The organism is Vibrio frigidus (assembly GCF_042465995.1).
GTDB lineage: Bacteria > Pseudomonadota > Gammaproteobacteria > Enterobacterales > Vibrionaceae > Vibrio.
Genome location: NZ_JBCDMC010000007.1, coordinates 236,732 through 263,397, shown reverse-complemented (window position 1 = coordinate 263,397; position 26,666 = coordinate 236,732). Strand labels below are relative to the sequence as shown.

The following is a 26,666-nucleotide window of genomic DNA, read 5'->3' as shown; positions in this document are numbered from 1 at the left end:
TATATATTCTAATTATTGAGCTTACACTCTTATACTTTATCCCATAGAATTTCACAATCATCACCGTGAAATTCTTTGCACACAAAAAGATCTGCAACCATAGCGAGCTGATCACCATACATAATAATGGGTGTTCGCGTACGCAACCAACTCGGTATTTCATATTCTTGAAACAGTTTTTTCAACTTTCTACTATGTTCTCGTTCAACGGGATGAGCGGTCAAACCTTGTGGATTAAAATGAACCCATACTCGTTCATTTTTTTTAGGAGTACGCAGCGACAGCGATGTTCCTACACATGTATCAATAAGTTGAATATGACCCAGTTTTTCAGGTAGCGCCAGTCGTTGGTGGAAAGATAGCGAATCAGACCATGACGTAACATCTGGTATTTTGTCCACAAAATAGAGTCGACCTTTGAAGCGCCTCACTTCTCCAGACGTGATATTTATTTTAGGGTTACCATCTATTTTTGCTAACGCAACCTCTTTCCAAATCAAGCTTAATTGCACTAAAGAGGGCATCATACTGTGCCTAGCGCTAAGCCAAAGCCTTAGCAACTGATTTCTAGCAAGTTCACTCTGTTGACTTAGTTGTAGGATAGATAAACTACCATCCACGTCAGTCAACTGTATTAGCCTTTCATTTAATAATTCATTAATGAGCGATTCTTGATTCGCACACAACTTGCTACTTCTTAATACGGACTGTTCTATGTTTGGCCATCGCGCTTTCAGTTTGGGAATGACCTCTTGCCGCAAGAAATTTCGATCATATTGAGTATTCTGATTGCTCTCATCTTCATTCCAGTTTAGTTGTTTAGAATGCGCATACTCAATTATCGCGACTTGGCTGATAGCTAAGAGAGGACGAATCAATAAACCGTCGGAAAAAGAAGCGCATTCAGGCATTGCAGATAGCCCTTTAGGACCGCTACCTCTTTTCAAAGCCAATAAGAATGTTTCCATCTGATCGGCATTGTGTTGGCCAGTTATCAATATATCGTTTCTTTTGACATATTTTTCTAAGGCTTGATAACGCTTGTTGCGAGCCTCTTGTTCTGTGCTCACTTGACGAGCTAAATTGAGTTCAACATGCTCGATGAACAGCTCAATACCCTCGTCGTCGCACCAAGTCTGGCAGCAAGATACCCATTCATCCGCATTATCACTTAATCCATGATGGACATGAACCGCTAAGCAGGTCACCTCTTTATGTACTGCCTGATAACGCGCAAGCAGATCCAGCAATACTCTTGAATCAACACCACCGCTTAATGCCAAAACAACACGGCTGTGGGGTTGTCGGTATTTTTCAAGACATGAAGTAAGAGTATCTAACAAAGCCGGGCCTCAATTGTTTACATAATCAATCACAGGAGAGAGAAATGGTCTTAAATTGCATGATGATTAGCTTACGTTTACGGTTAAAAACAATAAAACGGACCCAAAGGTCCGTTTTATTCTAACTTAATCCGTTTTCATTTGCTTCAATCTTAACAATAACCATAGTTCATCAAACGCTGGTATCTTCGCTCAAGCAATGTTTCACTATCGTACTCAACGAGCTCATCGAGTTGTTTAATTAAATTGGCTTTCATATTCTTAGCCATCTGAATAGGGTCACGATGCGCACCACCCAATGGCTCTTCAATGATTTCGTCAATAAGCTCTAATTCTTTTAAACGTGGCGCGACAAGTCCCATCGCTTCAGCAGCTTGTGGAGCCTTATCTGAATCACGCCAAAGGATAGAAGCACACCCTTCAGGAGAAATCACGGCATAGGTCGAATATTGAAGCATATTGACGTAATCACCAACACCAATAGCTAATGCACCACCGCTACCACCTTCACCGACCACATTACAAATTATAGGCACTTTCAGACCAGACATCACTTTTAGATTCCTAGCGATAGCTTCAGATTGTCCGCGCTCTTCTGCACCGACACCGGGATAAGCACCAGCCGTATCGATAAAGGTAATAACTGGCATATTAAAACGCTCAGCCATCTGCATTAATCGAAGCGCTTTACGGTATCCTTCTGGTTTTGGCATACCAAAGTTACGTATTACTTTTTCTTTCGTTTCGCGTCCTTTTTGGTGACCGATAACCATAACTGGTCGTCCATCTAGACGAGCCATACCACCAACAATAGCTTTATCATCACCATAAGCACGGTCGCCAGCTAAAAGTTCAAACTCAGTAAATACATGTTCAAGATAATCTAATGTATAAGGACGCTGAGGATGACGAGCAAGTTGTGCAACTTGCCATGCACCTAAATCGTTAAATATTTTCTTTTTAAGCTCTAAGCTTTTCTCTTCTAATTGAGAAATCTCTTTATTTAGATCCACCGTTGTATCACCACCGTGGCGAGACATATCTCGAAGTGCTTCGATTTTTGCTTCTAGTTCAGCAATAGGCTTTTCAAATTCTAGAAAGTTCAGGCTCATCATGAATCCTTTGTTAAACAGCTGCGATTAACCACTATAAACAATATAGCTAATGATTAGGTTATCACAACTGAATTTAGTTAAATTCGAGTTCTACTTGTTTTTTCCCAAGTAACTGTTTTAATTCGTCTATCAATGTATCATTTGGCGTTACTCGCCATTCAGTTCCCAATGCGAGCTTTGCTCTAGCATCTTCCCTTTGATAATACACATTTACTGGAACGGTTCCCGCTTTGTGTGGCTCCAATATTGCACTAAATCGTTCAAAAAACTGAGCATTTATTTGCGACTGCATAATCGATACTGATAATCCACGAGCATATTTCTCACGGGCTTCACCAATATCCATCACTTCTCGCGCAGACATTTTAAGGCCACCATTGAAGTCATCAAAGCTGACCTGTCCAGAAATCACTAATATTCTGTCTTTTTCTAGTAATTCTGCGTACCTATCCAACACATCGGAGAACATCATTACCTCAATTCGACCCGATCTGTCATCTAATGTCATAAGACCAATACGAGATCCACGCTTAGTTGTCATCACTCTTGCCGCAATAACTAAGCCAGACAAAGTTACACTTTGATCGCGCCTTGTTACCGTTGCATCTTTTAGTCGACAACTAGTGTACTTCGCAAGTTCCTTTAAATATGCATTAACTGGATGTCCGGTCAAATAAAGCCCTAAAGTTTCCCGCTCTCCTTCCAACCATATTTTCTCTGGCCATTCAGGCACCTGTGCGTAAGCTTGCTCTACCGCTTCTGGTGCATCCGTTAACACACCAAACATATCAGACTGACCAAATGATTCAGCTTGATGATATTGACCCGCTGCTTTCACTGCCGCGTTGACTGACGCCATCATGGCCGCCCTATGCGGACCTAAACGATCCAACGCACCAGCTTGGATTAACTTTTCGATGACACGTTTATTGGCTTTTTTCAGGTCTATACGAGCACAGAAATCGAAGAGATCCTTGAAATGACCGCCGCTATTTCTCGCCTCAATGATATTTTCAATGGGCCCTTCACCGACACCTTTAATCGCTCCGATACCGTAAACAACCGCGCCAGATTCATCCACATTAAATCGGTAATCTCCAGCATTAATATCTGGTGGTAAAACCTTTAACTTCATTCGGTTACATTCGTCCACCAACCCAATGATCTTTTCAGTGTTATCCATATCAGCCGTCATAACCGCCGCCATAAACTCAGCTGGATAATGGGTTTTCAGCCACAGGGTTTGATAAGAAACGAGTGCGTAAGCCGCTGAATGCGATTTATTAAAGCCATACCCTGCAAATTTTTCTACAAGGTCAAATATTTTCATCGACAATTCACCGTCGACACCGTTATCAATAGCTCCTTGCTCAAATATCGAACGCTGCTTTGCCATCTCTTCCGGTTTTTTCTTACCCATCGCACGCCGCAACATATCGGCGCCGCCTAGCGTATATCCCGCGAGGATCTGCGCAATCTGCATTACCTGTTCTTGATACAAGATAATGCCGTAGGTAGGTTCTAACGTCTCTTGAAGCGAATCATGCTGCCATGTTTCATCTGGGTAAGATACCGCTTCACGACCGTGCTTACGGTCAATAAAGTTATCTACCATTCCAGACTGCAATGGCCCCGGGCGAAAAAGCGCCACCAATGCGATAATATCTTCAAAGCAGTCTGGCTGAAGTCGTTTGATAAGCTCTTTCATACCGCGGGATTCTAACTGGAATACGGCGGTGGTTTCAGAATCTTGTAGCTTTCTAAATGAACGAGGGTCTTCAAGTGGAATTGATTCGATTCGAACCGGATCTTTCCCTTCTTTTTTCAAACGAGGATTAATTAAGCCAAGCGCCCAATCGATAATGGTCAGTGTACGCAAACCAAGAAAGTCAAACTTCACCAGCCCTGCGGTTTCTACGTCATTTTTATCAAATTGAGTAACAGGAAAATTCCCATCAGCATCACAATAAATTGGTGCAAAATCCGTAATCGTAGTAGGAGAAATAACAACGCCACCGGCGTGTTTACCGGCATTACGTGTTACGCCTTCTAAGATTCGGCACTTATCAATAAGCTCTTTTACATCTTCATCAGCCGCATAAATCTCTGGAAGCTGAGGCTCTGCTTTAAATGCCTTTTCAAGGGTCATACCAGGATCGGGTGGAACTAACTTAGAGATGCGGTCAACAAAGCCATATGGGTGGCCAAGCACCCTACCAACATCTCGAATCACCGCTTTAGCGGCCATGGTTCCAAAGGTAATAATCTGTGATACGGCATCACGACCATATATTTCTGCCACGTGATCAATCACTTGATCTCGTTTATCCATACAAAAATCGATATCGAAATCGGGCATAGATACACGTTCGGGGTTTAGGAAGCGTTCAAACAGGAGGTCGTATTCCAGTGGGTCTAAATCCGTGATGCTTAGCGCATAAGCTACCAAAGAACCTGCACCAGACCCTCTACCAGGGCCAACTGGCACATCATTGTCTTTCGACCACTGAATAAACTCCATTACAATCAAGAAGTAACCAGGAAATCCCATCTGGTTAATTACTTTAAGTTCTATTTCAAGACGTTCGTCATAATCTGCTCGTTTATCCAATCTAACTTGTTCGTCTGGGAACAAAAACTCAAGGCGGTCTTCTAAACCTTCTTTTGATTTTTTAACCAGATAATCTTCAATTTTCATCCCTTCTGTTGGAAAATTTGGCAAGAAAATTTCGCCTAATCGAACCGTAGCATTACATCGTTTCGCAATCTCGACACTATTCTCAAGGGCTTCTGGGATATCTGAAAACAGAGCGCACATCTCGTCTTCAGTGCGCAAATATTGTTCAGCACTGTAATTTTTAGGTCTTCGCGGATCGACCAGAGTAAATCCGTCATGTATCGCGACACGAATTTCATGTGCATCAAACTGCTCGGGATGAAGGAACACAACTTCATTCGTCGCGACGACTGGCAGTCTTACATTATCAGCCAGTTCGAGTGCAAAATGTAAGTAACTCTCTTCGTCTGCTCTTCCCGTTCGCGACAGCTCTAAATAAAAATGATCAGGAAAATGAGTATTGTAAAACTCAACACAGCTATCAACCAAGGGTTGATTACCTTTGAGTAACGCTCTGCCTATTTCGCCATTTTTACCGCCAGAGAGAATGATCAGCCCTTCTTTATGGTTCACTAACCAATCTTTATCAATAACAGGTTGATGCTGTACGTGACCTCTTTGATATGCCTCAGATATGAGTAATGTAAGGTTGTTATATCCCTTATTATCTTTAGCAATAACCGTTATCTGAGTTAACTCATCACCAAAGAGATCGGACTGCATAGCAAAGTCTGCGCCAATTATTGGCTTTATCCCGCAGGCGTGCGCAGTATTGTAAAATTTCACTAATCCACATAAGTTAGTAAAGTCAGTGAGCGCCATTGCTGGCATTCCAAGCTCGGCAACCTTTTTCACCAATGGCGGGACTTTAGACAGTCCATCAACCATGGAATAATCACTGTGCACTCTTAGGTGTATAAATTTTGGGTCAGACATTATTTTTGGTTACTCGTTCAAGGTTTAGGACTCACAGAGACCTAACGCTTTTTTAACTGGCTTAAAGCTCTTTCTATGTTGTTCTATCACACCATATTTATCAATAGCTTCAAAATGGGCTTTAGTTGGGTAGCCTTTGTGCTTAGCAAAGCCAAACTCTGGATATTGATTATCCAGTTCTTCCATCTCTTTGTCTCGTACTACCTTCGCCAATATGGAAGCGGCGCTGATTTCCGCTACTCGCAAATCGCCTTTCACAATGGCTTGAGCTTGCATCACTATATCAGGTACCCGGTTTCCATCAATCAATACAAAATCGGGTTGAATATGTAACCCTTCTACCGCTCTAGTCATAGCAAGCATTGTGGCATGTAAAATATTGAGTTGATCTATTTCAACGGGAGAACAACGTCCAATTGACCAAGCGAGTGACTTCTCTTTAATCTCAGGAAAAAGTGCTAATCGTTTCTTTTCTGAAAGCTTTTTTGAATCAGTTAAGCCTTCGATAGGGTTATTGGGATCGAGAATAACGGCGGCGGTGACGACATCACCGACAAGAGGCCCACGACCCACTTCGTCAACACCTGCGAATAGGCGGAACCCTTGTGGATATTCAAATGGAGGAAATTCTTTAATCATTCAATCTGCCCATTAATTTCAATACTGCCGTTGCGGCTTGTTGATCGGCCCCTTTGCGAATCCAATGGTGCATTTCTGTGAATTTTTCTAGCATCTCAACATTGTCATTAGAGAGCAGTCTATCAACCTCATTGAAGAGGTTTTCAGCATGACACTCCTCTAGAATAAACTCTTTCACCATCTCTTTGCCCGCAAGGATGTTAGGTAAAGAAACAAACTCACTTTTAACTAAACGTTTAGCGATAAACGCAGTGATAGGATTTACATTATAAGCGACAACCATTGGTCTCTTAACTAGCATGCATTCTAAAGCCACCGTTCCTGAAGCTAACATCACCACATCAGAGGCTTGAATCACATTTCTAGCGGTATCATCAACTAAGGTAAACTCCAGTTCAGGCGCCAGAGTCTTCCAAACTTGTTCAAACTGTTGCCGCCTTTTTTCGTTGACTAACGCAACGACAAAACCGAGGTCGGGGTGTTTCTGGTGGAGTTTTTTGCACGTTTCGATAAATGGTTGTGCCAACATTTTTAGCTCTGCACCACGGCTTCCCGGCAATACTGCGAGCCATTTTTTGTCTGGATTTAAGCCAAGTATTTCTCTCGCTTGCTCTTTAGGGTTTTCTAATGGAATGGCATCTGCAAGAGTATGACCAATAAACTCGCATGGTACGTTAAACTTATCATAAAACGCTTTTTCAAATGGTAAAAAAGCCAGCACGAGATTGGTCGCTGCTTCGATTTTAAAAATCCGTTTTTGACGCCAAGCCCATACGGAGGGACTCACGTAATGGACCGTTTTAATACCCGAATCTTTAAGGTTTTTCTCTAAACGCAGATTAAAATCAGGCGCATCAATACCAATAAACACATCCGGGGGATTTAACGTATAGTACTTTACCAATTCAGCCTTCACTTTCAAAAGCCTAGGTAATCGACCTAACACTTCCACCAACCCCATGACCGCGAGCTCTTCCATATCAAACAGCGACTGGCAACCTAGCGCATTCATTTTAGGGCCACCAATACCGACGAATTGCGCATCAGGCACTTGCTGTTTGATTGCTTTAATAAAGCCTTCGCCCAGAGTATCTCCTGATAGTTCACCAGCAACAATGCCGATTACAAGAGGACGAGATTGAGGCATAAATTCCATTCCCTATAACTGTATAAACAAAAAAGTGTATCAATAAAGAAACTGTACAGACAAAAAAGACCGTAAACAGTGTTACGATCTTTTAAAATGTTCGCCATTCATTCTTAATAATTAACGAATAATTCCACGAGACGAATTCTCTAAAAATTCTAAGAATAGTTTAACGCCGGCAAACTCTTCCGCTTCTTTCGCTATCTCTATTTTCGCTTCTTCAACGGTATTGCCGTTACGATATAACGCTTTATATGCTCGACGTATCGCGTGGATCTCTTTCTTTTCAAAACCACGTCTTTTAAGACCTTCGATATTAATACCGAAAGGCGCGCAATGATTACCTTGTGCCATAACATAAGGCGGTACGTCTTGCACAACGATAGAACCACCACCAAGCATCGCATGATCACCTACGTGACAGAACTGGTGGATAGCACACATGCCGCCAATTATTGCTTGCTGACCAATAGTCACATGCCCTGCAAGCGTCGCATTATTAGCAAAAATACAGCGATCACCGACAATACAATCATGCGCAATATGAGCGTTGATCATAAACAGGTTATCATTACCAACTTTAGTAATACCATTATCTTGAATCGTACCGCGATGCATGGTTACGCTCTCACGAATTGTGTTGCGATCTCCAATTTCAAGGCGAGTGTCTTCGCCCGCAAACTTCAGATCTTGGCACTCTTCACCTATAGAAGCGAACTGAAAGATACGGTTATCTTTACCTATTTTCGTCGGACCTTTTACCACGACATGTGATAAAAGCTCAGTTCCTTCGCCAATCTCTACCTTACTATCAACGGTACAAAATGGACCAATTTTAACATTTGCACCAATAACTGCGCCATCTTCTACGATTGCGCTTGGATGAATCTGAGCAGTTTCATGGATCATAATTGGAATTCTCTACGTGCACATTTAAGGTCAGCAGAACAGACTACAGCGCCATCTACTTTCGCAACGCCAGTAAATACCGCAATGCCTCTACGTTCTTTTAAAAACTCGACTTCAATAACCAATTGATCACCTGGAACAACAGGTTTACGGAACTTTGCTTTATCAATACTAGCAAAATAATACAATTCGTTCTCTTTTGGCGCACCAAACGTAGCAAAAGCAAGTAAACCCGTGGCTTGTGCCATTGCTTCTAAAATAAGTACACCGGGAAAAATAGGCATCTTTGGAAAGTGGCCGGTGAACTGAGGTTCATTTACTGATACATTTTTCAAGCCAATAAGATATTTGCCTTCTACATACTCAGTCACTCTATCTATCAGTAAAAATGGATAACGATGTGGAAGTAATTCCTGAATTCTTGTGATATCCATTGTTTTCTTTTCAGTAGTCAAAACCATATTCCTATTAACAATTCAATTGGTTGTAATTATAAACGAAAAAGATCCGCTATTTGCAGACCTTTTCAGTAATGAGTAGAGATTGATGGTGATTATGACCCCAACTTCTTCTCTACTGCTTTCAGTCTTTTATTTAGTTCATCTATACGATGCACTCGAGTCGCTGTTTTTCGCCACTCTCTATTGGGTTGCACTGGTATGCCGGACGAAAACATCCCTTTCTCTGGTATGCTTCTCATCACCATACCCATACCCGTTATCGTTACCTGATCTGCAATCTGTATATGACCATTGATAACGCAACCACCACCAATAATGCAGTATTTACCAATAGACGTACTACCAGCAATGATTGTACCACCCGCAATGGCGGTGCCATATCCGATCTGCACATTATGAGCAATTTGCAGCTGGTTATCTAGAATGACGTTATCTTCAATAACGGTATCATCTAGTGCACCCCTATCAATAGTAGTACATGCTCCAATTTCTACCCGATTGCCGATCCTAACCGAGCCGACTTGAGGAATTTTAATCCACTCACCTTTGTCATTCGCATAACCAAATCCGTCGGAACCTATCACTGTATTTGATTGGATTAAACATAAGTCACCAATCTGAATACCATGATAAATAGATACATTAGCCCAGAGCTTACTTTCCCTACCAATCACGCTGTTTTTACCTACAAAACAACCAGCACCAATGGAGACGTTGTCTCCAAGCGTGACTCCGGACTCAATCGTTGCATTGGCACCAATGGTTACCCCTTCACCCAACGTCACATCGTCTGCGACAACAGCGGACGCATGGATGTCACTCGCCGGATTTGGTGTCGAGTCTAAGGCTTGAGCAACAAGGGCATAGGCTAGATACGGGTCGGATACGACCAATACGTTAGTCTTGCAAAGTTCTAACTCCGATTCTTTCACCATTATCGCAGAAGCTTGGCATTCGCCTAAATGCTTACGATATTTCACATTAGAAAGAAAGGTAATCTGACCTTCACCGGATGTGTCCATCGGGGCGACAGAGGTCACAACGACATCGCCATCACCATGTAATGTACCACCGGTAATCACGGCTAATTCAGCAAGAGTCACTCTAGGCATAATATTATTTAAGCTCTGCTAGTACTTTTTCAGTTAGGTTTGATTCTTCATTTGAATAAAGAAGTATTTGACTATCTATAACCATGTCATAGCCTTCTTTTTCGGCAATTTTAGTGGTCGCTTTTTGAATAACGGCAATCATCTGCTGTCTAGATTTAACATCTAAAGATTGTGCTTTTTTCTTATAGGCATCTTGCTTAATTTGACCTTCAGCGTTGAGTTGGCTGATTTCAATTTTTAACTTCTGAATACCTTCTTCACCAAGTAGAGCGCCATTACGTTCAATCTCTTGGCTTTTTTTGGTCATCGATGCCTGAAGCCTCTCTAACTCAGCTCTATCATCTTTTAATTCTGCTTGAAGTTTCTTAACAATAGCTTCGCGCTGAGGAAACTTACTGATGATATAGCCCGTACTAACATAACCAATTTTTTGGGCGGCTTCTGCTGCGTTAACAAAAAATGCAGAGCTTGCAACAACAAGACTAAGACCAACAGTTCTAACTAATTTATTCAAAACATTTTCCTTTTAAAAGGTTCTACCTATTGTGAAAGTGAAAAATTCTTCGTCATCACCTTCATAAATTTCAATTGGTTTCGCAACGGAGAAAACTAATGGCCCCATCGGAGACATCCATTGTACCGCTGCACCATAAGACGCACGATAATTCATTGGGTCAGAATAATCATAATAATATTTCTCCCCATAAGAAATATTATTCTCTAAATAATTAAACTCTGTATCCCACACACTCGCCATATCAAAAAATACACTAGTGCGAATTTGGGTTTGCATCTCTTCAGAGGCAAAAGGGGTTGGAACAATCAACTCAACACTCGCGAGCGCGACCGCATTACCACCAACCGCATCGTCAGTTGCCGCGTAATTAGGGTTATTACCTACGCCTTCATCGTATACCGCTTTTGGCCCTGCAGAGTTAGAACCAAAGCCTCGGAGCGTAGTAAAACCACCTGCATAATAGTTTTCGTAGAATGGAAACAGGTTATCATTTCCGTCATCGGAAGCCCCATAACCATTGCCATAGCCAAGTCGTCCTCTAAGGAGCAGTGTGAACTCATGTTTCTTCGTCAATGGGTAATACTGACGAACATCATACTGAGCCTTAAAGTACTGTACATCTGACCCTGGCACTGTCGCTTTATATGACGCTCTCTGATGATTACCTGCCGTAGGGAAGTACCCTCGGTTTAGATTATTACGTGTCCATGTCAGAGTAATATCAAAATCATCAACTTCTAATTCACCTGAACTACTTATGTTATCTTCTTGAGCTTTCAAGAATTGTTCTATCTGGACATAAGAATCTAGGTTAGAAATCTTGTTGTGTGTATAACCCAAACCTATTTCAAAGAAATTGAGCTCATCAAAAGGGAAACCCCAGGTCAAGCTTGTACCGTAACTCTGGTTAGTATAATCAACAATACCGGCTTCAGATGCTTCAAATTCATTGTAGAAAACCTTGCCACCCAAACTCACACCATCTAAGTTCCAGTATGGGTCTCGGTACTCTAACGTTATGTTTTTCTGATAGTCATTCATCATGGCATTGACGCCAACACGATTACCAGAGCCCGCAAAGTTATCTTGTTGTAAGCCAACCTGGAAGCTAATACCAGATTCAGTACCATAACCAACACCAAAATTGATACTTCCGGAGTTCGCTTCTTTAACCGTATAAACCAAGTCAACTTGGTCATCTGTACCCGGTACACGCACAGTTTGTACGTTCACTGTCTCGAAAAAACCTAGACGGTTGAGTCGAGATTTACTGGTCTCGATCGCTTTTGAGTTTAACCAGCTACCTTCCATTTGACGCATTTCACGTCGAAGCACTTCATCTTTTGTCGAGTTATTACCCGTAAAACGAATATCTCGAACATAAATACGATTACCAGCTTCAACATTGATGGTTAGGTTGACGGTTTGATTCTCATCATCGAATTCAGGTTGTGTAAAAACGTTGGGATAGGCGTAACCTGCTTCGCCCATGGTCTTTTTAACGTTTTCTTCTAATCCCGTGACCAATGCGCCGTTATAGAGATCACCGTCTTCAAATGGAACCATCTCTTCGAATTCAGACTCTTTACCAATCAATTCGCCTTTGAAAACGACATTTTCAATGGTATACGGCTTACCTTCATCCAAGTTTAAAGTGATGTATACGCCTTTTTTATCTGGCGATATTGCTACTTGAGTCGCATCAACTTTAAACTTCAAATAACCTTGATTTAGATAAAATGACTTAAGTGCTTCTAAATCGGCCGCCAGTACTTGTTTTTGATATTTATCGTCAGCAAGAAAATTCCACCAAGAGATATCAACATTCAGATCGAAACGAGATAAAAGTTGTTCGTCATCGTAAACCTCATTACCAATGAAGTTAATCTGCTGAATTTTTGCAGACACCCCTTCGGAAAAGACGAACTTTAGGTCCGCTCGGTTTCGAGGAAGTGGAGTCACTACGGCTTGTACGGTAGCGTTATACTTACCAACGCTGTAGTAGAAATCCTCTAAACCTTTCTCAATTTGACTTAAGGTTGTTCGATCAAGAGCCTCGCCTACCCTTACACCTGAAGCGTCTAGGTTTTGCTGCAGTTGCTCTTCTTTAATCGCACTATTACCTGAAAACGAGATGTTCGCTACCGTCGGTCTCTCTTGCACTTGAATAACAAGTACATCATCATCTCTCAATACTTTGACGTTCTCAAAGTTACCGGAGTTGTATAGCGCTTTTATGATATCGGCGACATCTTGTTGATTGATATTATCACCAACACGAACGGGGATCTTCAACAGAGCCGCACCTAATGCAACACGTTGTAATCCTTCCACCTTGATATCTTTCACTGTGAACTGCTCTGCGCTACTCACTGTTGAACTTGCGACTAAAAGAGTAGCGAGTAGTAATTGCTTAATTGCCATACCGGTTCTGACTATTCCTTGATACTTCTGATTGCTTTCTGCTTGGTTGTATTCTCAAGAAAACGCTAAGTAAATCACTTTGCCTTCTCTTGAGTATATCGATATCACAAACGCATAAAATCATTAAAAACAGCTATCGCCATTAGGGAGAAAATAATTGCTCCACCAATTCGAAAGCCCATTTCCTGTACTTTTTCTGGTACAGGTTTTCGGATAACAGCTTCAATAGCATAAAATAGCAGATGGCCACCATCTAAAATAGGTAATGGCATCAAATTAATTATGCCTAGATTCACACTTATCAACGCTAAAAACCCTAAAAAATAGACAAGGCCATAACCCGCTGTTGCTCCAGCACCTTTGGCGATGGAAATTGGTCCACTTAAGTTATTTAGACCAACATCACCAACCACAAGCTTCTTAAGCATGCTAAATGTAAGAGCGATAACTTGCTCTGTTTTGTCAAACGCTTTTCCAACAGATTCAAACACACCATATTGTAGATCAAATCTGTATTCATCTGGCCAGTCTGCCACTTTAGGTCCGATGCCAGCGTAGCCGATCACCTTACCGCTAGACAACTCTTTACTTGCTGGTGTCAATTGTAATGAAGTAGAAACGCCGTTTCGTTCAACAATTAACTCTAGTGTCTGGTTCGGCGAAGAACTAATTTCATCAACGACTTGTTGCCAGTCTTGGACTATCATTCCACCAATAGACGCGATTTTGTCACCAACTTCTATTCCAGCCAATTCAGCAGCACTCGCTTGCGCAACATTAGCAATAGAGGTGAAAATTTCTGGTCGATAAGGCAAGAAACCCAGCGTCTGCATCGCCGATTCTTTTTCGGGATCATACTTCCAGTTTCTTATATCTAATATTTTGGTCTCTTCGACCCCGTATCCTTTGCTTGGAACCAGCGTCATGACCATTTGATCATCGCCTATATGCGAGACCAATCTCATATTGACTGATTCCCAATCTAAGGTTTCGGTACCTGCAATAGAAATAAGTTCCATTCCAGGTTCTATTCCTGCCTGTGCAACAATAGAATTTGGAGTAACCTCACCAATAACGGGTTTAATCGCTGGAACACCAATAAGGAATACTAGCCAATAAGCGAAAATCGCGAATAAGAAATTGAATAGTGGTCCTGCGGAGACAACAGCGGTTCTTTGCCAAAGTGGCTTACGATCAAAGGCCTGCGGCAACATTGATTCGGGAACATCATCTACTCGACTATCCAACATTTTGACGTACCCACCTAATGGGATCGCTGATATGTTGTATTCCGTTCCGTCTGCTCCTGTTTTTTTCCAAAGAGACTTACCAAAACCAATGGAAAATTTCTCGACTTTTACTCCGCACTTACGTGCAACCCAAAAGTGACCAAACTCATGTACAGCAACTAAAATGCCTAAAGCAATTATAAAGCTGCCGAAATTCCATAAAATATCATTCATAATGAGCGTTCTCTAACCACTTCATGAGCAAGACGACGAGCCATTCTATCTAGCTCAAGCAAGCTTTCCAAGTTATCCATAACCAAGTGTTGCGATTCTGAACAAACCTTAGAAAGTACTCGTTCATTGACAACAGCAATATCAGTAAAGTTCAGTTGTTTATTCAAAAATGCGCTGACTGCAATTTCGTTTGCTGCATTTATCGCCGTTGTCGCATGTTGCCCTTCATAACAAGCATCAATAGCAAGTTTAAGACAAGGGTATCTGGCATAGTCAGGTTCTAAAAATGTTAACTCGCCAACCTTCGTAAAATCGAGTGGCGAAACACCGGAGGATATTCTTTCAGGATAAGACATAGTCAGCGCGATAGGAGTACACATGTCCGGTTCCCCCATCTGCGCCAAAACTGAACCATCTCTGTATTGAACCATTGAGTGGATCACTGATTGAGGGTGAATAATCACTTTTAACTGCTCTCGTTGGCAATTAAATAACCATTTAGCTTCAATGAACTCCAACCCTTTATTCATCATGGTAGCAGAATCGACAGAGATTTTTGGCCCCATAGACCAGTTGGGGTGTGCAATGGCCTGTTGAGGCGTCACCAGTTGAAGTTTATCTACATCGGTATAGCGGAATGGACCACCAGATCCAGTCAGCAAAATCGCATCTATCCCATACTTATCAAGATCACATCGACCAACACTTTTTTGTACTTGCTCTGGTAAACATTGAAAAATAGCGTTGTGTTCACTATCAACAGGAAGTAGTTCTGCACCATATTGCTCAACGGCATCGATGAACAACCTGCCTGACATAACTAATGCTTCTTTGTTCGCCAATAGAATACGTTTGCCCGCTTTGACTGCCGACATTGTTGGAGCTAACCCGGCAGCGCCTACAATGGCCGCCATAACACTATCGACCTCATCTAAAGAAGCAACAAAACTTAAACCCGCTTCCCCCGCAACAACAATTGTGGACAAATTAAGAGATTTCAGCTCTTTCTCTAATAAGTTGGCTGCCTTCAGATCAGACATTGCAGCAAACTTAGGTTTCCATTTGATACAAAGCGCCTTCATAGCACTTACATTTGTACCAGCGGTAAGCGCTATGATAGAAAACTTGTCTGGGTTTTCAGAAATAACCTTAAGCGTACTACTGCCTATTGAACCTGTTGCACCCAAAATTGTTATGTTTTGCATCAAGAAAAAACCGCCGTAAATAGAATGGTCGTTAGATTACTCAAGAGGTATTTAGAATACCTTTTGAGGCGGCTAAATTGTGAAATAGAGCAGTGTAAATACTGGAAAAGCAGCCGTTAAACTATCAATTCTATCCAGAACGCCACCGTGCCCAGGGATAATATTGCTGCTATCTTTAATTCCAGACACTCGTTTGAACATACTCTCAACAAGATCGCCGAGAACAGAAATAATGACGGTGACCAAAGTAATGATGATCATGCTAGCAACACTTGAAAAATGAATATCAAAAATACTGGCGGTAAACCATCCCACCATGAGTGCAACAACGATACCACCGACAAGCCCTTCAATCGTTTTATTTGGGCTCACATTCGGTGCCATTTTACGTTTACCAAATGCTTTACCAGTAAAATAGGCTCCACTGTCTGCAGCCCAGACAAGTAAGCAGACAAACAACACTAATTTAGCGCCATGATAGGGCTCTAGTTCAATATTCTGAGCCCTTAATATTAGAAGGCTCCAAAAGAATGGCAAAACAGTTAGGACACCAAATAGCTGTCGTAATACTTTAGAGTGTTGCCAAAAACGGGTTGATTTAGGATAGGTTATGGCTAACGCACTCGCTATCAGCCACCAGATTGAGGCGACAATCAATAACGCCATATGAGAAAAAGTTAATTGGTTTAAACTGACAACGTCAGAAGGAATAACCCAATAACTGATTACCAAACACGTCAAGGTAGGAATCATGGCCAAATAGCGCGACTGACTACCTACAAATTGAGCCCACTCCCAAAGTGCTAAAACGGTGATACCGGTTACAACCAGTAGAAAAAGAGGCAAAGGGAGTTCAAAAATAGCCAACACTGCTAGTGGGGCTAGTATTAACGCTGTAATTATTCGTTGTTTCAAATGCGTTACCTTAGATTTAATCCATTAAAGCTTTTATCTGTCCGCTAGTGCAGCCGAATCTTCTTTCTCGACTGACAAACCAAGAGACGGCGTCCACTAACTTATCTTCATCAAAATCAGGCCAAAGTACATCCGTAAAATACATTTCTGCGTAAGCAAGCTGCCAAAGCATAAAATTGCTTATGCGACATTCACCACTGGTTCTAATGAGAAGATCAACCTCTGGCAAATCGGACATAGTAAGTTCTTTTGCAAATAGTTCTTCAGTAATGTCACTCGGTTGTAAAGATCCTTCTTGAACCTTTATAGCAATGGACTTTGCTGCTTCGGCGATATCCCATTTGCCGCCATAATTGGCCGCAATATTCACAACCATACCACTATTGTTCGTCGTCAATACTTCCGCTTCAGCAATTTTTTTCTGTAACTTCGAGTTGAACTGACTGACGTTACCGATAACCCGCAGTTGCAGATTGTTTTTATGTAGTTTTTTAACTTCTCGTGTCAAAGCCGAAATAAAGAGTTCCATAAGTAGGTTTACTTCTTCTTCCGGTCTACGCCAGTTTTCACTGCTAAAAGCGAAAAGAGTAATGGCTTTAACCCCTAACTTTGCTGCACCTGTTATCGTTTTCCTTACCGCTTTAGCGCCTGCTCGATGACCAAAAGCGCGAGGTTTACCTCGTGCTTTTGCCCAACGACCATTTCCATCCATAATGACGGCTATATGTTTCGGAAAATGAGACGAGGAGACTTGGATATCAGGCATAATTATAAATTGATAAATTTGATTGGTTCGAAATAGTAGCATAAAAAAAACGCTGGGCTGTTAGCACAGCGTTTTATCACATTAGACGTAGTTATTAACTACACTTCCATTAAGTCTTTTTCTTTTGCCGCAAGAACGTCATCAACATTCTTCACCGCGGCATCAGTCAACTTTTGAATATCGTCTTGTGCTCTGCGATCTTCATCTTCTGAGATCTCTTTGTCTTTTAATAATCCCTTAAGATCACCGTTAGCATCACGACGAATATTGCGAATAGCAACACGACCACCTTCAGCCTCGCCACGAACAATCTTAACTAAATCACGACGGCGCTCTTCCGTTAACGGAGGAAGTGGTACGCGAATAACGGTACCAGCAGACATTGGGTTTAAGCCTAGATCAGACTTCATGATAGCTTTCTCAACTAAAGGAGTAAGCGCTTTGTCAAATACGGTTATCGCCAAGCTGCGTGCATCTTCCGCTATCACGTTGGCTACTTGGTTTAACGGTGTTGGTGCACCATAGTACTCGACTGTGATACCAGAAAGTATGCTTGGATGTGCACGGCCAGTACGTACTTTACTAAGCGTACCTTTTAGCGCTTCAACACTTTTTTCCATGCGCTCTTGCGCGTCTTTTTTGATTTCGTTAATCACGTTTTCACCTTAAACTTTTAACTAATTTGAATGAATTAATCAGCGTTGCTAATCAGTGTACCCTCTGCTTCACCCATCACCACGCGACGAAGTGCGCCTGGTTTATTCATATTAAATACGCGGATTGGCATATTGTGGTCACGAGCCAATGTAAATGCCGCTAAATCCATTACTTTCAGCTCTTTCTCAAGGACTGCGTTGTAAGATAGCTTATCATACAGCTCTGCTTCCGGGTTTTCTACAGGATCTGCCGTAAATACACCATCCACTTTGGTGGCTTTGAGAACTACATCCGCTTCTATTTCAATTCCGCGCAAACAAGCAGCAGAATCAGTCGTGAAAAATGGATTACCTGTACCCGCTGCGAAAATGACAACACGACCTTGGCGTAATTGAGCAATAGCGTCTGCCCAGTTATAATCATCACACACCCCTTTAAGTGGGATTGCCGACATAACACGTGCATTCACATAAGCACGATGCAGTGCATCACGCATGGCCAAACCATTCATCACGGTAGCCAACATTCCCATATGGTCACCAACAACACGATTCATTCCCGCTTCAGCAAGTCCAGCGCCACGGAACAGATTTCCGCCACCGATAACTAAACCTACTTGAACGCCCAATTCAACCAACTCTTTAACCTCTTGGGCCATTCGCTCAAGAGTTGCTGGGTCGATACCAAAGCCTTCTTCGCCTTGAAGAGCTTCACCACTAAGTTTTAATAGAATACGTTGATACGCAGGTTTTGGGTTTGTCGTCATGGAGTTTACCTTCCCGAGTAGAGTTATTGATTAGCTGTCATGAATTTACGCTTTAACCAAGCTTCAATTTAAACGTTCATTCATCATAGCTAGATAATCTGATTCAAATTTTACTATATTGCATTCATAAAAAGACCGTAGCCAAGGCCACGGTCTCTTTCAATACGATTACATCAAGGATTACCCTTTTTGTACCGCAGCAACTTCGTCAGCAAAGCTCATTTCTTGAGCTTTTTCGATGCCTTCACCAACTTCTAAACGTACAAAGTTAGAAACTGAAGCACCTTTCTCTTTCAACATGTCACCAACTGTTTTCTTCGGTTCCATGATAAACGCTTGACCAGTTAGAGAGATTTCGCCTGTGAATTTCTTCATGCGGCCGACAACCATTTTCTCTGCGATTTCCGCTGGTTTGCCTTCGTTAATTGCGATTTCAACTTGAACCGCTTTTTCTCTTTCAACTACGTCAGCTGGTACATCTTCAGGGTTAACAAATTCTGGCTTAGAAGCAGCTACGTGCATAGCTACGTGCTTAAGAGTCTCTTCTTCTGCAGAACCTGCAACAACAACACCGATACGCTCACCGTGACGGTAAGAGGCAAGGCTAACACCTTCAATATACTCGACACGACGAATACTGATGTTTTCACCGATCTTAGCAACAAGCTCGATACGAGTTTCTTCAAATTTAGCTTGAAGAGCAGCCGCGTCTAGCTTCTCAGCGACAGCAGCATCAGCGACTTCGTTAGCAAACGCTAAGAAGTTACCATCTTTTGCTACGAAGTCAGTTTGACAGTTAACTTCTAGAAGCGCAGCAAAACCATCAGCTTGTTTAATGATGATAGTACCTTCAGCAGCAACATTACCTGCTTTTTTAGCGGCTTTAGCAGCGCCACTTTTACGCATGTTTTCGATCGCTAATTCAACATCAGCATTCGCTTCAACAAGCGCTTTTTTACAATCCATCATGCCAGCGCCAGTACGCTCGCGAAGTTCTTTAACTAGAGCAGCAGTTACAGTTGCCATTCTCTATTCCTCAGTTTATTCAGGATAAGATACAAATAAGGGGCCTAAATTATGGGCCCCTGATTCTAACTATAACTTAGTTAATGTTTAAAGCGCCTTTCAGAAACTATGTTTCTTCAACACACCTATTTTACAAAAACTAAGTTTAACGTCAGAAGTCCGCTATTACTCAGCTTCTTCTACGAAACCGTCTTTTTCGCCAACAGCTACAACAGCGTCTTGGTTACGACCTTCTTTAACAGCGTCAGCAGCAGCGTTTAGATAAAGCTGTACAGCGCGGATTGCGTCGTCGTTACCAGGAATGATGTAATCAATACCGTCTGGGTTAGAGTTAGTATCAACAACAGCGTATACTGGAATACCAAGGTTGTTAGCTTCTTTAACTGCAATGTGTTCGTGATCAGCGTCGATTACGAATAATGCGTCAGGTAGGCCGCCCATGTCTTTGATACCACCAAGAGATTTCTCTAGCTTCTCCATTTCACGAGTACGCATTAGAGCTTCTTTCTTAGTTAGTTTCTCAAAAGTACCGTCTTGAGCTTGAGCTTCAAGTTCTTTAAGGCGCTTGATAGACTGACGAACAGTTTTATAGTTTGTTAGCATACCGCCTAACCAGCGGGCGTTAACATAGTATTGGTTGCTGTTGATAGCAGCTTCTTTAACAGCTTCAGATGCTGCGCGTTTAGTACCAACGAAAAGAACTTTACCTTTTTTCTCGCCAACTTTGCCTAGCTCAGCTAGTGCTTCGTTGAACATTGGAACCGTTTTTTCTAAGTTGATAATATGTACTTTATTACGAGCGCCAAAAATGAATGGTTTCATTTTTGGGTTCCAGTAACGAGTTTGGTGACCGAAGTGAACACCAGCTTTAAGCATGTCGCGCATTGATACAGTTGCCATTTTAAATTCCTCTTACGGGGTTAGGCCTCCACATACCCCATGTATCCGACTTTATTCGTTGGTCTTGCAGACCACAATAAAGCACCCCGGAACATGTGTCGGTACGTGTGTGATTTAAAGATAAAAGTTAATGGAGCAAAAAAGCTTCGCTGACATTCATAATGTCAAAGAGAACAGTTCATAACTCCGGCGCGCTTTATACCACAAATCGACGTCAAAAAGCCAGAAAATTCACCTCACAAAAGTAGATTTCTACTTACCTTTTTGTCTTAAGTAATGCTAAATGATAACGGAATTCAATTGCACTTAGCCTACTCACTGGTAGAATACGTTGCATAAGTACCCTGTACGTACAAAAAGAATTAGAGAAAACAGATGACGATTAAGATAAAAAACACCGCAGAAATTGAAAGAATGAGAATTGCAGGCAAATTGGCTGCTGAAGTTCTAGAGATGATTGAACCCTTTGTAAAACCTGGGGTAACAACAGAAGAGCTTGATCAAATTTGTTATAAGTTCATCATTGATAATGGTGCTTATCCTGCGCCACTCGATTACCACGGTTTTCCTAAATCTATCTGTACATCAGTAAACCATATCGTCTGTCACGGTATACCCGCTACAGACGATGCAATGGGTTCTACTGGTAAATCAAAACCTGGTGTGCTGAAAGATGGCGACATCGTCAACGTCGATATTACCGTCATCATTCCAAACGACAGTACGGTCTCTCTAGAAACACGTCCGCAGGGGTATCACGGCGACACATCGAAAATGTTCCTTGTAGGTGATGTCCATCCGGCTGACAAACGTCTATGTATGGTTGCTCAAGAATCACTATATGCAGCAATGCGTAAAGTAAGACCGGGAAACACCATCGGTGACATCGGTACAACAATACAAAAATACATCAAAGGTGTGACACCTCGCTTCTCTATCGTCAAAGATTTCTGTGGTCACGGCATCGGGGATGAGTTTCATGAAGAACCTCAAGTCGTTCACTATAAGAACAACGATCGACGTATCCTTCAACCCGGTATGATCTTTACGATTGAACCCATGATCAATGCCGGAAAGTTTGGTTGTAGCGTAGACTCTGAAGATGACTGGACGGTATACACTGGGGATGGGAAAAATTCTGCACAATGGGAACACACCATACTGGTGACTGAGACCGGTTGTGAAGTACTGACTCTTCGCGCTGAAGAGACAATTCCTAGAGTATTAATCAACAAGTAATCATAATCTTTAAAAAAATCCTCGCTTATAGTGAGGATTTTTTATGACCAAAATTTGTCCTTTTATACTTTTGTCCTTTTATACTATTGAAGCGATGACTTTTCTCCTATTTGACCCCGCTTATTATTTAGCTGTCGCTACATTTCAAATTTATAACCGCTTAGCATTCATTGATAAGTGACCTCGACAGACCTTTCCAATGCCTTTATCTACTGTTACATTGGTCTCAATATTGGTTTCAAGCACGGATGGCAAGGAATGCCCAATTTATCTCCATTAAAATTCGACGATTCTCAACTCAATCCTACGGACATTAAGAATCAGCTCGACAAATTATCAAATGACCAAAATGACCAATTTCTTAAGCATCAACCAGTCACTGATTTGGTCTTCGCCCGTTCAGAATATATGGACCAGTTATTACAAAGGTTATGGCGTTATTACCAGTTTTCAGATGTTGAAAACCTCTGTTTAATTGCGGTTGGTGGTTATGGTAGAAGCGAATTACATCCTTTATCAGATATCGACATTCTCATCCTTTCTGACAAACCATTGACCACAGAACTGGGCACAAAGGTCAGTGAATTCATTACCTTGTTATGGGATTTAAAGTTAGAGGTTGGTCACGCGGTACGAACCATAAAAGAATGTTCAGAGGTAGGCAGTGGCGACCTTACTGTCGCGACTAACTTGCAGGAAGCTCGCCTTCTTTGCGGTAGTGAAGAGGCCTTCATAAAACTTAAGTTGCTTGTCTTATCAGAAAATTTTTGGCCTAGCGTGGATTTCTGCCAACAAAAAATAACCGAGCAGAAAGAGAGACATGCCCGCTACCACGATACAACCTATAACCTTGAACCAGATATAAAATCTAGCCCTGGTGGCCTGCGAGATATCCATACCTTAAGTTGGATAGCAAGACGACATTTTGGTGCAACGTCTTTGCTAGAGATGAGCAAATACGGCTTTCTCACCGACGCAGAATATCGTGAATTAGTCGAGTGCCAAGATTATCTTTGGCGTGTTCGGTTTGCCCTTCATATGGAGTTAAAACGCTACGACAACCGACTTACATTTGCCCACCAAGCACAGGTTGCCCTACATCTAGGTTTTACTGGGGAATACAACATCCCTGTTGAAATGATGATGAAAGAGTTCTACCGAACACTAAGACGTGTTGCCGAATTAAACAAGATGCTTATTAAGCTTTTTGAGCAAGCGATTATCAACGATGGTGAAGAGTTACCGGCAGAAGATCTTGACGATGATTTTCAGCGTCGAGGCGCGCTTATTGAGGCAAAAAAACCCGCACTTTTCCAAGCGAGACCCGAAACCATATTAGATATGTTCATTCATATCGCTAACGACTCAAGCATAGACAGCGTCGCACCTGCAACACTTCGTCAACTCAGGACGGCTAGACGTCGTCTCAATAAATTTCTTCATACCATACCGGAAGCGAGGGAAAAATTTCTCGCATTATGTCGCCATCCAAATTCGTTGTATCGCGCCTTTCCACTAATGCATAAACTCGGCGTTATCGCGGCCTATATTCCTCAATGGAGTCAAATAGTTGGTCAAATGCAGTTTGATCTCTTCCACGTTTACACCGTGGATGAACACAGCATGCGACTGCTCAAAAATATCCATGCCTTTAGTCATATAGAGAACCACAAGAAACACCCCATTTGTTGCGAAGTGTACCCGAGGATGCAAAAAAAAGAATTGCTTATCCTTGCCGCCATTTTCCACGACATAGGTAAAGGCCGCGGAGGGAATCATTCTGAAATTGGTGCTGTTGAAGCTTACGCATTTTGTATAGAGCATGGGTTATCGAAACCAGAAGCCAAGCTTGTCTCGTGGTTAGTGAAAAACCATTTACTGATGTCTGTAACCGCTCAACGACGTGATATCTATGATCCCGATGTCATCGCTGAATTTGCTAAAACGGTACGTGATGATGAGTATCTTGATTATTTAGTTTGCCTGACCGTTTCTGATATATGTGCCACCAACCCTGAACTGTGGAACAGTTGGAAACGAACGCTATTAGCAGAGCTGTATCATTCTACGCAACGAGCGCTTCGTAGAGGACTTGAAAACCCTGTCGATGTTCGCGATAGAATTCGTCACAACCAACAATTATCATCAGCCCTATTAAGAAAGGAAGGTTTTTCTGCTAGAGAGATCGAACTGCTGTGGCAACGATTTAAAGCAGATTATTTCTTAAGGCATACTCATAAACAGATCGCTTGGCATTGCATCCATTTATTACGACATAATGATGTGGAACAACCTCTTATACTGGTTAGCAAAAAAGCAACCCGTGGAGGCACAGAGATCTTTGTTTATTCTAAAGATCAGCCCGCACTATTCGCTAGCGTTGTGGCTGAAATAGATCGCTGTAACCTCAATGTCCATGATGCTCAGGTTATGAGTAGCAAAGATGGGTATATACTCGATACGTTTATGATCCTCGACCAAAATGGCGATCCTATAAAAGAAGAATTCCAAGATACCTTAATTTCTCGTTTAACTGAGACTCTAAAACATACCGGTCCAAAGAAAGTTCGAGTGAGGCGTGCACCGAGGCAACTCCAACATTTCAATGTGAAAACTCAGGTTGATTTTATCCCTACCAAAACGGGAAAAAGGACATTAATGGAGTTTGTGGCCTTAGATTTTCCAGGTCTTCTAGCAACGGTAGGTGAATCCTTTTCCCAACTGAACATACATCTCCACGGTGCAAAAATAACCACCTTTGGTGAGCGAGCGCAAGACTTGTTTATTATCACCTCTTCTACTGGTAAATCACTGTTAGATCACGAACAAGTAGAACTAAGAAACATGTTAGTGAAAAATGTTTCAGAACTAGCAGATAGGTAGCATAAAAAACCATGACGAGAGAGCAGATCGCGATCTCGTCCACAACTCTTTTCTACTCGACAAAAATCATCTATCTACTAAGCTTTTACACTGCTAAAGTTATACTAATTAATTCAGTTAATTAATTATCACACACTGTATTTGACACAATAATTCAAGAGGTAAGCTATGTATCCAAACCTTACTGGTTTAGGGATTCATGATCCTAAGCAAATAGAGCGCTATTCACTACGCCAAGAAGCTCACAAGGATGTGTTAAAAATTTATTTTCACAAACAAAAAGGAGAACTGTTTGCGAAGAGTGTGAAATTTAAATACCCAAGACAAATAAAAAATGTTTTGGTTGATGGTGGAACCCATCAATATAAAGAAGTTACAGAGATCAACCGCAACCTGACACTTGTCATTGATGAACTCAATCAAATAACAAGACCCGCGAAACTGAATGGAAAAGATCTTAAAGAGAAAATTCTATCCGATCTCCGTCATTTAGAAAAAGTGGTGTCTAGCAAGATTCACGAAATCGAATCTGACTTAGAAAAACTCAAGTAGCTAAGAAACCTTATAGAAAATGGCCCCGACAATCTGTCTGGGCCATTTTTTTAATACATCAAATCATAAACCTATGCAGGCGTATAAATCGCTAATTAGTATGCTGCGCTTGGCATATAGAAATCATCTACATTGCTCTTATCGACAAGTTCAGCCGCGAGTATCACTCGAGAAGGAACGGTGTGATACATCTTACCTAATTTTTCACCTTTTAAGCCCGTAACCGCTAATGCGACACCAGAGGCAACCATACTCGGTGGATAGGTAACCGTTGCCCTCACCACTTTGTCTCCGTCCATAACCATTTTCATGATGTCTTTAGATCCTGCGCCACCCAATACTGTTTTAATCTCAGTGCGACCAGACTCTTTAATTGCTTGCATAATGCCTTTAAGCATATCGTCATCTTGGCACCAAACTGCATCAATACGAGAATGACGTTGCAGCATGTTTTCCATCACGGCTAAGGCTTTTTGCGTTGACCAATCGGCTGGCTGACTGTCTAAAATCTCCATACCTTTATGCTTGGCGATTTCAGCATTGAATGCATCGACACGTTGCTTGTTAATGGGAATCGACATACCCTCGATGACAACAACCTTGCCTTTGCCATCCATCTCTTCCGCTAACCATTTTCCACTCACACTACCAAGACCGGCATTATCCCCTGCAATAAACACATTTTGAGCTGGATGAGCGAGTTCTCTGTCTACAACAACCGTATAAATTCCACTGTCATAAGCCTCTTCTATAACCTTCTGTAAGGTCGCTGGGTTGTGAGGCAAAATAACCAGTGCATCAATACCACGTATCATTAGATCTTCAACATCACCTACCTGTTTAGATCCAGAACTCGCCGCAACGACATAGAATTCAAAATCTTTTTCTGTTTCCTTAAGATCCGCGACTGCTTTTTCTGCCCACCACAACAATCCAGCGGTCCAACCATGGTCTGCTGAAGGTACTGAAACACCAACTTTGTATGTTTTTGCAAAGGCTTGTGATGTACCTAAAATAGCAACAAGTGCTATACCAAAACTCAACTGAACAATTTTTCTTATGAGTTGCATTAGT

The 26,666-nt window shown here is 41.8% G+C and carries 22 protein-coding genes; 3 read left to right on the top strand and 19 right to left on the bottom strand.

What is annotated here, in order from left to right; translation table 11 throughout:
• Positions 1-29 precede the first annotated feature (29 nt).
• From tilS to rpsB, 18 genes are all read right to left on the bottom strand, one after another.
• Positions 30-1,343, bottom strand: coding sequence for a tRNA lysidine(34) synthetase TilS (tilS, locus tag AACW90_RS13990; RefSeq protein WP_390235488.1), 1,314 nt, complete (start codon positions 1,341-1,343; stop codon positions 30-32).
• A gap of 152 nt (positions 1,344-1,495) precedes the next feature.
• Positions 1,496-2,455 carry an acetyl-CoA carboxylase carboxyl transferase subunit alpha gene (accA, locus tag AACW90_RS13985; RefSeq protein ID WP_390235485.1) on the bottom strand — a complete coding sequence of 320 codons (960 nt, stop codon included), beginning with the start codon at positions 2,453-2,455 and terminating at the stop codon, positions 1,496-1,498.
• Positions 2,456-2,531: 76 nt separating this feature from the next.
• Positions 2,532-6,011, bottom strand: a complete 3,480-nt coding sequence (gene dnaE / locus AACW90_RS13980; protein ID WP_390235482.1) for a DNA polymerase III subunit alpha — start codon at positions 6,009-6,011, stop codon at positions 2,532-2,534.
• A 24-nt stretch (positions 6,012-6,035) separates the two neighbouring features.
• Entirely contained in the window at positions 6,036-6,650 is a 615-nt protein-coding gene (gene rnhB, locus AACW90_RS13975; RefSeq protein WP_390235479.1) for a ribonuclease HII, read from the bottom strand.
• Complete coding sequence (lpxB, locus tag AACW90_RS13970) at positions 6,643-7,797, bottom strand: lipid-A-disaccharide synthase (protein WP_390235477.1); 1,155 nt, start codon at positions 7,795-7,797, stop codon at positions 6,643-6,645. Before lpxB ends, rnhB begins: the two co-directional genes overlap by 8 nt.
• A 120-nt stretch (positions 7,798-7,917) precedes the next feature.
• Positions 7,918-8,706 (bottom strand): acyl-ACP--UDP-N-acetylglucosamine O-acyltransferase, encoded by a 789-nt coding sequence (lpxA, locus tag AACW90_RS13965; protein WP_348000145.1) that lies wholly within the window; start codon positions 8,704-8,706, stop codon positions 7,918-7,920.
• A complete protein-coding gene (gene fabZ, locus AACW90_RS13960) occupies positions 8,703-9,140 on the bottom strand; it encodes a 3-hydroxyacyl-ACP dehydratase FabZ (protein ID WP_195704987.1) in 438 nt (145 codons plus the stop codon). Before fabZ ends, lpxA begins: the two co-directional genes overlap by 4 nt.
• Positions 9,141-9,259: 119 nt before the next feature.
• The gene (gene lpxD / locus AACW90_RS13955) at positions 9,260-10,279 is read right to left on the bottom strand and encodes a UDP-3-O-(3-hydroxymyristoyl)glucosamine N-acyltransferase (protein ID WP_390235474.1); all 1,020 of its coding nucleotides are present in this window, start codon (positions 10,277-10,279) and stop codon (positions 9,260-9,262) included.
• Between the two features lie 4 nt (positions 10,280-10,283).
• Entirely contained in the window at positions 10,284-10,793 is a 510-nt protein-coding gene (locus AACW90_RS13950) for an OmpH/Skp family outer membrane protein (RefSeq protein WP_390235472.1), read from the bottom strand.
• 12 nt (positions 10,794-10,805) lie between these two features.
• On the bottom strand, positions 10,806-13,220 hold the full coding sequence (gene bamA / locus AACW90_RS13945) for an outer membrane protein assembly factor BamA (protein ID WP_390235470.1): 2,415 nt from the start codon (positions 13,218-13,220) through the stop codon (positions 10,806-10,808).
• Between the two features lie 104 nt (positions 13,221-13,324).
• Complete coding sequence (gene rseP / locus AACW90_RS13940; RefSeq protein WP_390235468.1) at positions 13,325-14,683, bottom strand: sigma E protease regulator RseP; 1,359 nt, start codon at positions 14,681-14,683, stop codon at positions 13,325-13,327.
• A complete protein-coding gene (ispC, locus tag AACW90_RS13935; protein ID WP_390235466.1) occupies positions 14,680-15,888 on the bottom strand; it encodes a 1-deoxy-D-xylulose-5-phosphate reductoisomerase in 1,209 nt (402 codons plus the stop codon). Before ispC ends, rseP begins: the two co-directional genes overlap by 4 nt.
• Positions 15,889-15,960: 72 nt before the next feature.
• Entirely contained in the window at positions 15,961-16,803 is an 843-nt protein-coding gene (locus AACW90_RS13930) for a phosphatidate cytidylyltransferase (RefSeq protein ID WP_390235463.1), read from the bottom strand.
• A 16-nt stretch (positions 16,804-16,819) separates the two neighbouring features.
• Positions 16,820-17,569, bottom strand: coding sequence for an undecaprenyl pyrophosphate synthase (gene uppS, locus AACW90_RS13925; RefSeq protein WP_390235461.1), 750 nt, complete (start codon positions 17,567-17,569; stop codon positions 16,820-16,822).
• A 98-nt stretch (positions 17,570-17,667) separates the two neighbouring features.
• Complete coding sequence (frr, locus tag AACW90_RS13920; protein ID WP_275135798.1) at positions 17,668-18,225, bottom strand: ribosome recycling factor; 558 nt, start codon at positions 18,223-18,225, stop codon at positions 17,668-17,670.
• Positions 18,226-18,260: 35 nt separating this feature from the next.
• Complete coding sequence (pyrH, locus tag AACW90_RS13915; protein WP_195702476.1) at positions 18,261-18,992, bottom strand: UMP kinase; 732 nt, start codon at positions 18,990-18,992, stop codon at positions 18,261-18,263.
• 180 nt (positions 18,993-19,172) lie between these two features.
• Positions 19,173-20,018 (bottom strand): translation elongation factor Ts, encoded by an 846-nt coding sequence (gene tsf / locus AACW90_RS13910; RefSeq protein ID WP_275135797.1) that lies wholly within the window; start codon positions 20,016-20,018, stop codon positions 19,173-19,175.
• Positions 20,019-20,183: 165 nt separating this feature from the next.
• Positions 20,184-20,918, bottom strand: coding sequence for a 30S ribosomal protein S2 (gene rpsB, locus AACW90_RS13905; protein ID WP_195702474.1), 735 nt, complete (start codon positions 20,916-20,918; stop codon positions 20,184-20,186).
• Between the two features lie 375 nt (positions 20,919-21,293).
• On the opposite strand from rpsB, the gene map reads away from it, so the two are divergent.
• The 3 genes from map (at position 21,294) to AACW90_RS13890 (ending at position 25,592) form a co-directional block, all read left to right on the top strand.
• Positions 21,294-22,157: a type I methionyl aminopeptidase gene (map, locus tag AACW90_RS13900; protein ID WP_390235456.1), complete on the top strand. Its 864-nt coding sequence runs from the start codon at positions 21,294-21,296 to the stop codon at positions 22,155-22,157.
• 258 nt (positions 22,158-22,415) lie between these two features.
• Positions 22,416-25,040 (top strand): bifunctional uridylyltransferase/uridylyl-removing protein GlnD, encoded by a 2,625-nt coding sequence (glnD, locus tag AACW90_RS13895; protein ID WP_390235453.1) that lies wholly within the window; start codon positions 22,416-22,418, stop codon positions 25,038-25,040.
• A gap of 168 nt (positions 25,041-25,208) precedes the next feature.
• On the top strand, positions 25,209-25,592 hold the full coding sequence (locus tag AACW90_RS13890) for a DUF3461 family protein (RefSeq protein ID WP_390235450.1): 384 nt from the start codon (positions 25,209-25,211) through the stop codon (positions 25,590-25,592).
• Positions 25,593-25,687: 95 nt separating this feature from the next.
• Here AACW90_RS13890 and AACW90_RS13885 read toward each other — a convergent pair whose 3' ends face one another.
• Positions 25,688-26,662: a substrate-binding domain-containing protein gene (locus tag AACW90_RS13885; RefSeq protein ID WP_390235448.1), complete on the bottom strand. Its 975-nt coding sequence runs from the start codon at positions 26,660-26,662 to the stop codon at positions 25,688-25,690.
• Positions 26,663-26,666: the final 4 nt, after the last annotated feature.

Excerpts from the sequence above, each read along its gene's own strand:
- map (WP_390235456.1), top strand. The coding sequence starts at position 21,294 with ATGACGATTAAGATAAAAAACACCGCAGAAATTGAAAGAATGAGAATT.
- uppS (WP_390235461.1), bottom strand. The coding sequence starts at position 17,569 with ATGCCTGATATCCAAGTCTCCTCGTCTCATTTTCCGAAACATATAGCC.
- rnhB (WP_390235479.1), bottom strand. The coding sequence starts at position 6,650 with ATGATTAAAGAATTTCCTCCATTTGAATATCCACAAGGGTTCCGCCTA.
- accA (WP_390235485.1), bottom strand. The coding sequence starts at position 2,455 with ATGAGCCTGAACTTTCTAGAATTTGAAAAGCCTATTGCTGAACTAGAA.
- dnaE (WP_390235482.1), bottom strand. The coding sequence starts at position 6,011 with ATGTCTGACCCAAAATTTATACACCTAAGAGTGCACAGTGATTATTCC.
- pyrH (WP_195702476.1), bottom strand. The coding sequence starts at position 18,992 with ATGACGACAAACCCAAAACCTGCGTATCAACGTATTCTATTAAAACTT.
- rseP (WP_390235468.1), bottom strand. The coding sequence starts at position 14,683 with ATGAATGATATTTTATGGAATTTCGGCAGCTTTATAATTGCTTTAGGC.
- AACW90_RS13890 (WP_390235450.1), top strand. The coding sequence starts at position 25,209 with ATGTATCCAAACCTTACTGGTTTAGGGATTCATGATCCTAAGCAAATA.
- lpxB (WP_390235477.1), bottom strand. The coding sequence starts at position 7,797 with ATGCCTCAATCTCGTCCTCTTGTAATCGGCATTGTTGCTGGTGAACTA.
- fabZ (WP_195704987.1), bottom strand. The coding sequence starts at position 9,140 with ATGGATATCACAAGAATTCAGGAATTACTTCCACATCGTTATCCATTT.
- lpxD (WP_390235474.1), bottom strand. The coding sequence starts at position 10,279 with ATGCCTAGAGTGACTCTTGCTGAATTAGCCGTGATTACCGGTGGTACA.
- tsf (WP_275135797.1), bottom strand. The coding sequence starts at position 20,018 with ATGGCAACTGTAACTGCTGCTCTAGTTAAAGAACTTCGCGAGCGTACT.
- lpxA (WP_348000145.1), bottom strand. The coding sequence starts at position 8,706 with ATGATCCATGAAACTGCTCAGATTCATCCAAGCGCAATCGTAGAAGAT.
- glnD (WP_390235453.1), top strand. The coding sequence starts at position 22,416 with ATGCCCAATTTATCTCCATTAAAATTCGACGATTCTCAACTCAATCCT.
- bamA (WP_390235470.1), bottom strand. The coding sequence starts at position 13,220 with ATGGCAATTAAGCAATTACTACTCGCTACTCTTTTAGTCGCAAGTTCA.
- ispC (WP_390235466.1), bottom strand. The coding sequence starts at position 15,888 with ATGCAAAACATAACAATTTTGGGTGCAACAGGTTCAATAGGCAGTAGT.
- AACW90_RS13885 (WP_390235448.1), bottom strand. The coding sequence starts at position 26,662 with ATGCAACTCATAAGAAAAATTGTTCAGTTGAGTTTTGGTATAGCACTT.
- rpsB (WP_195702474.1), bottom strand. The coding sequence starts at position 20,918 with ATGGCAACTGTATCAATGCGCGACATGCTTAAAGCTGGTGTTCACTTC.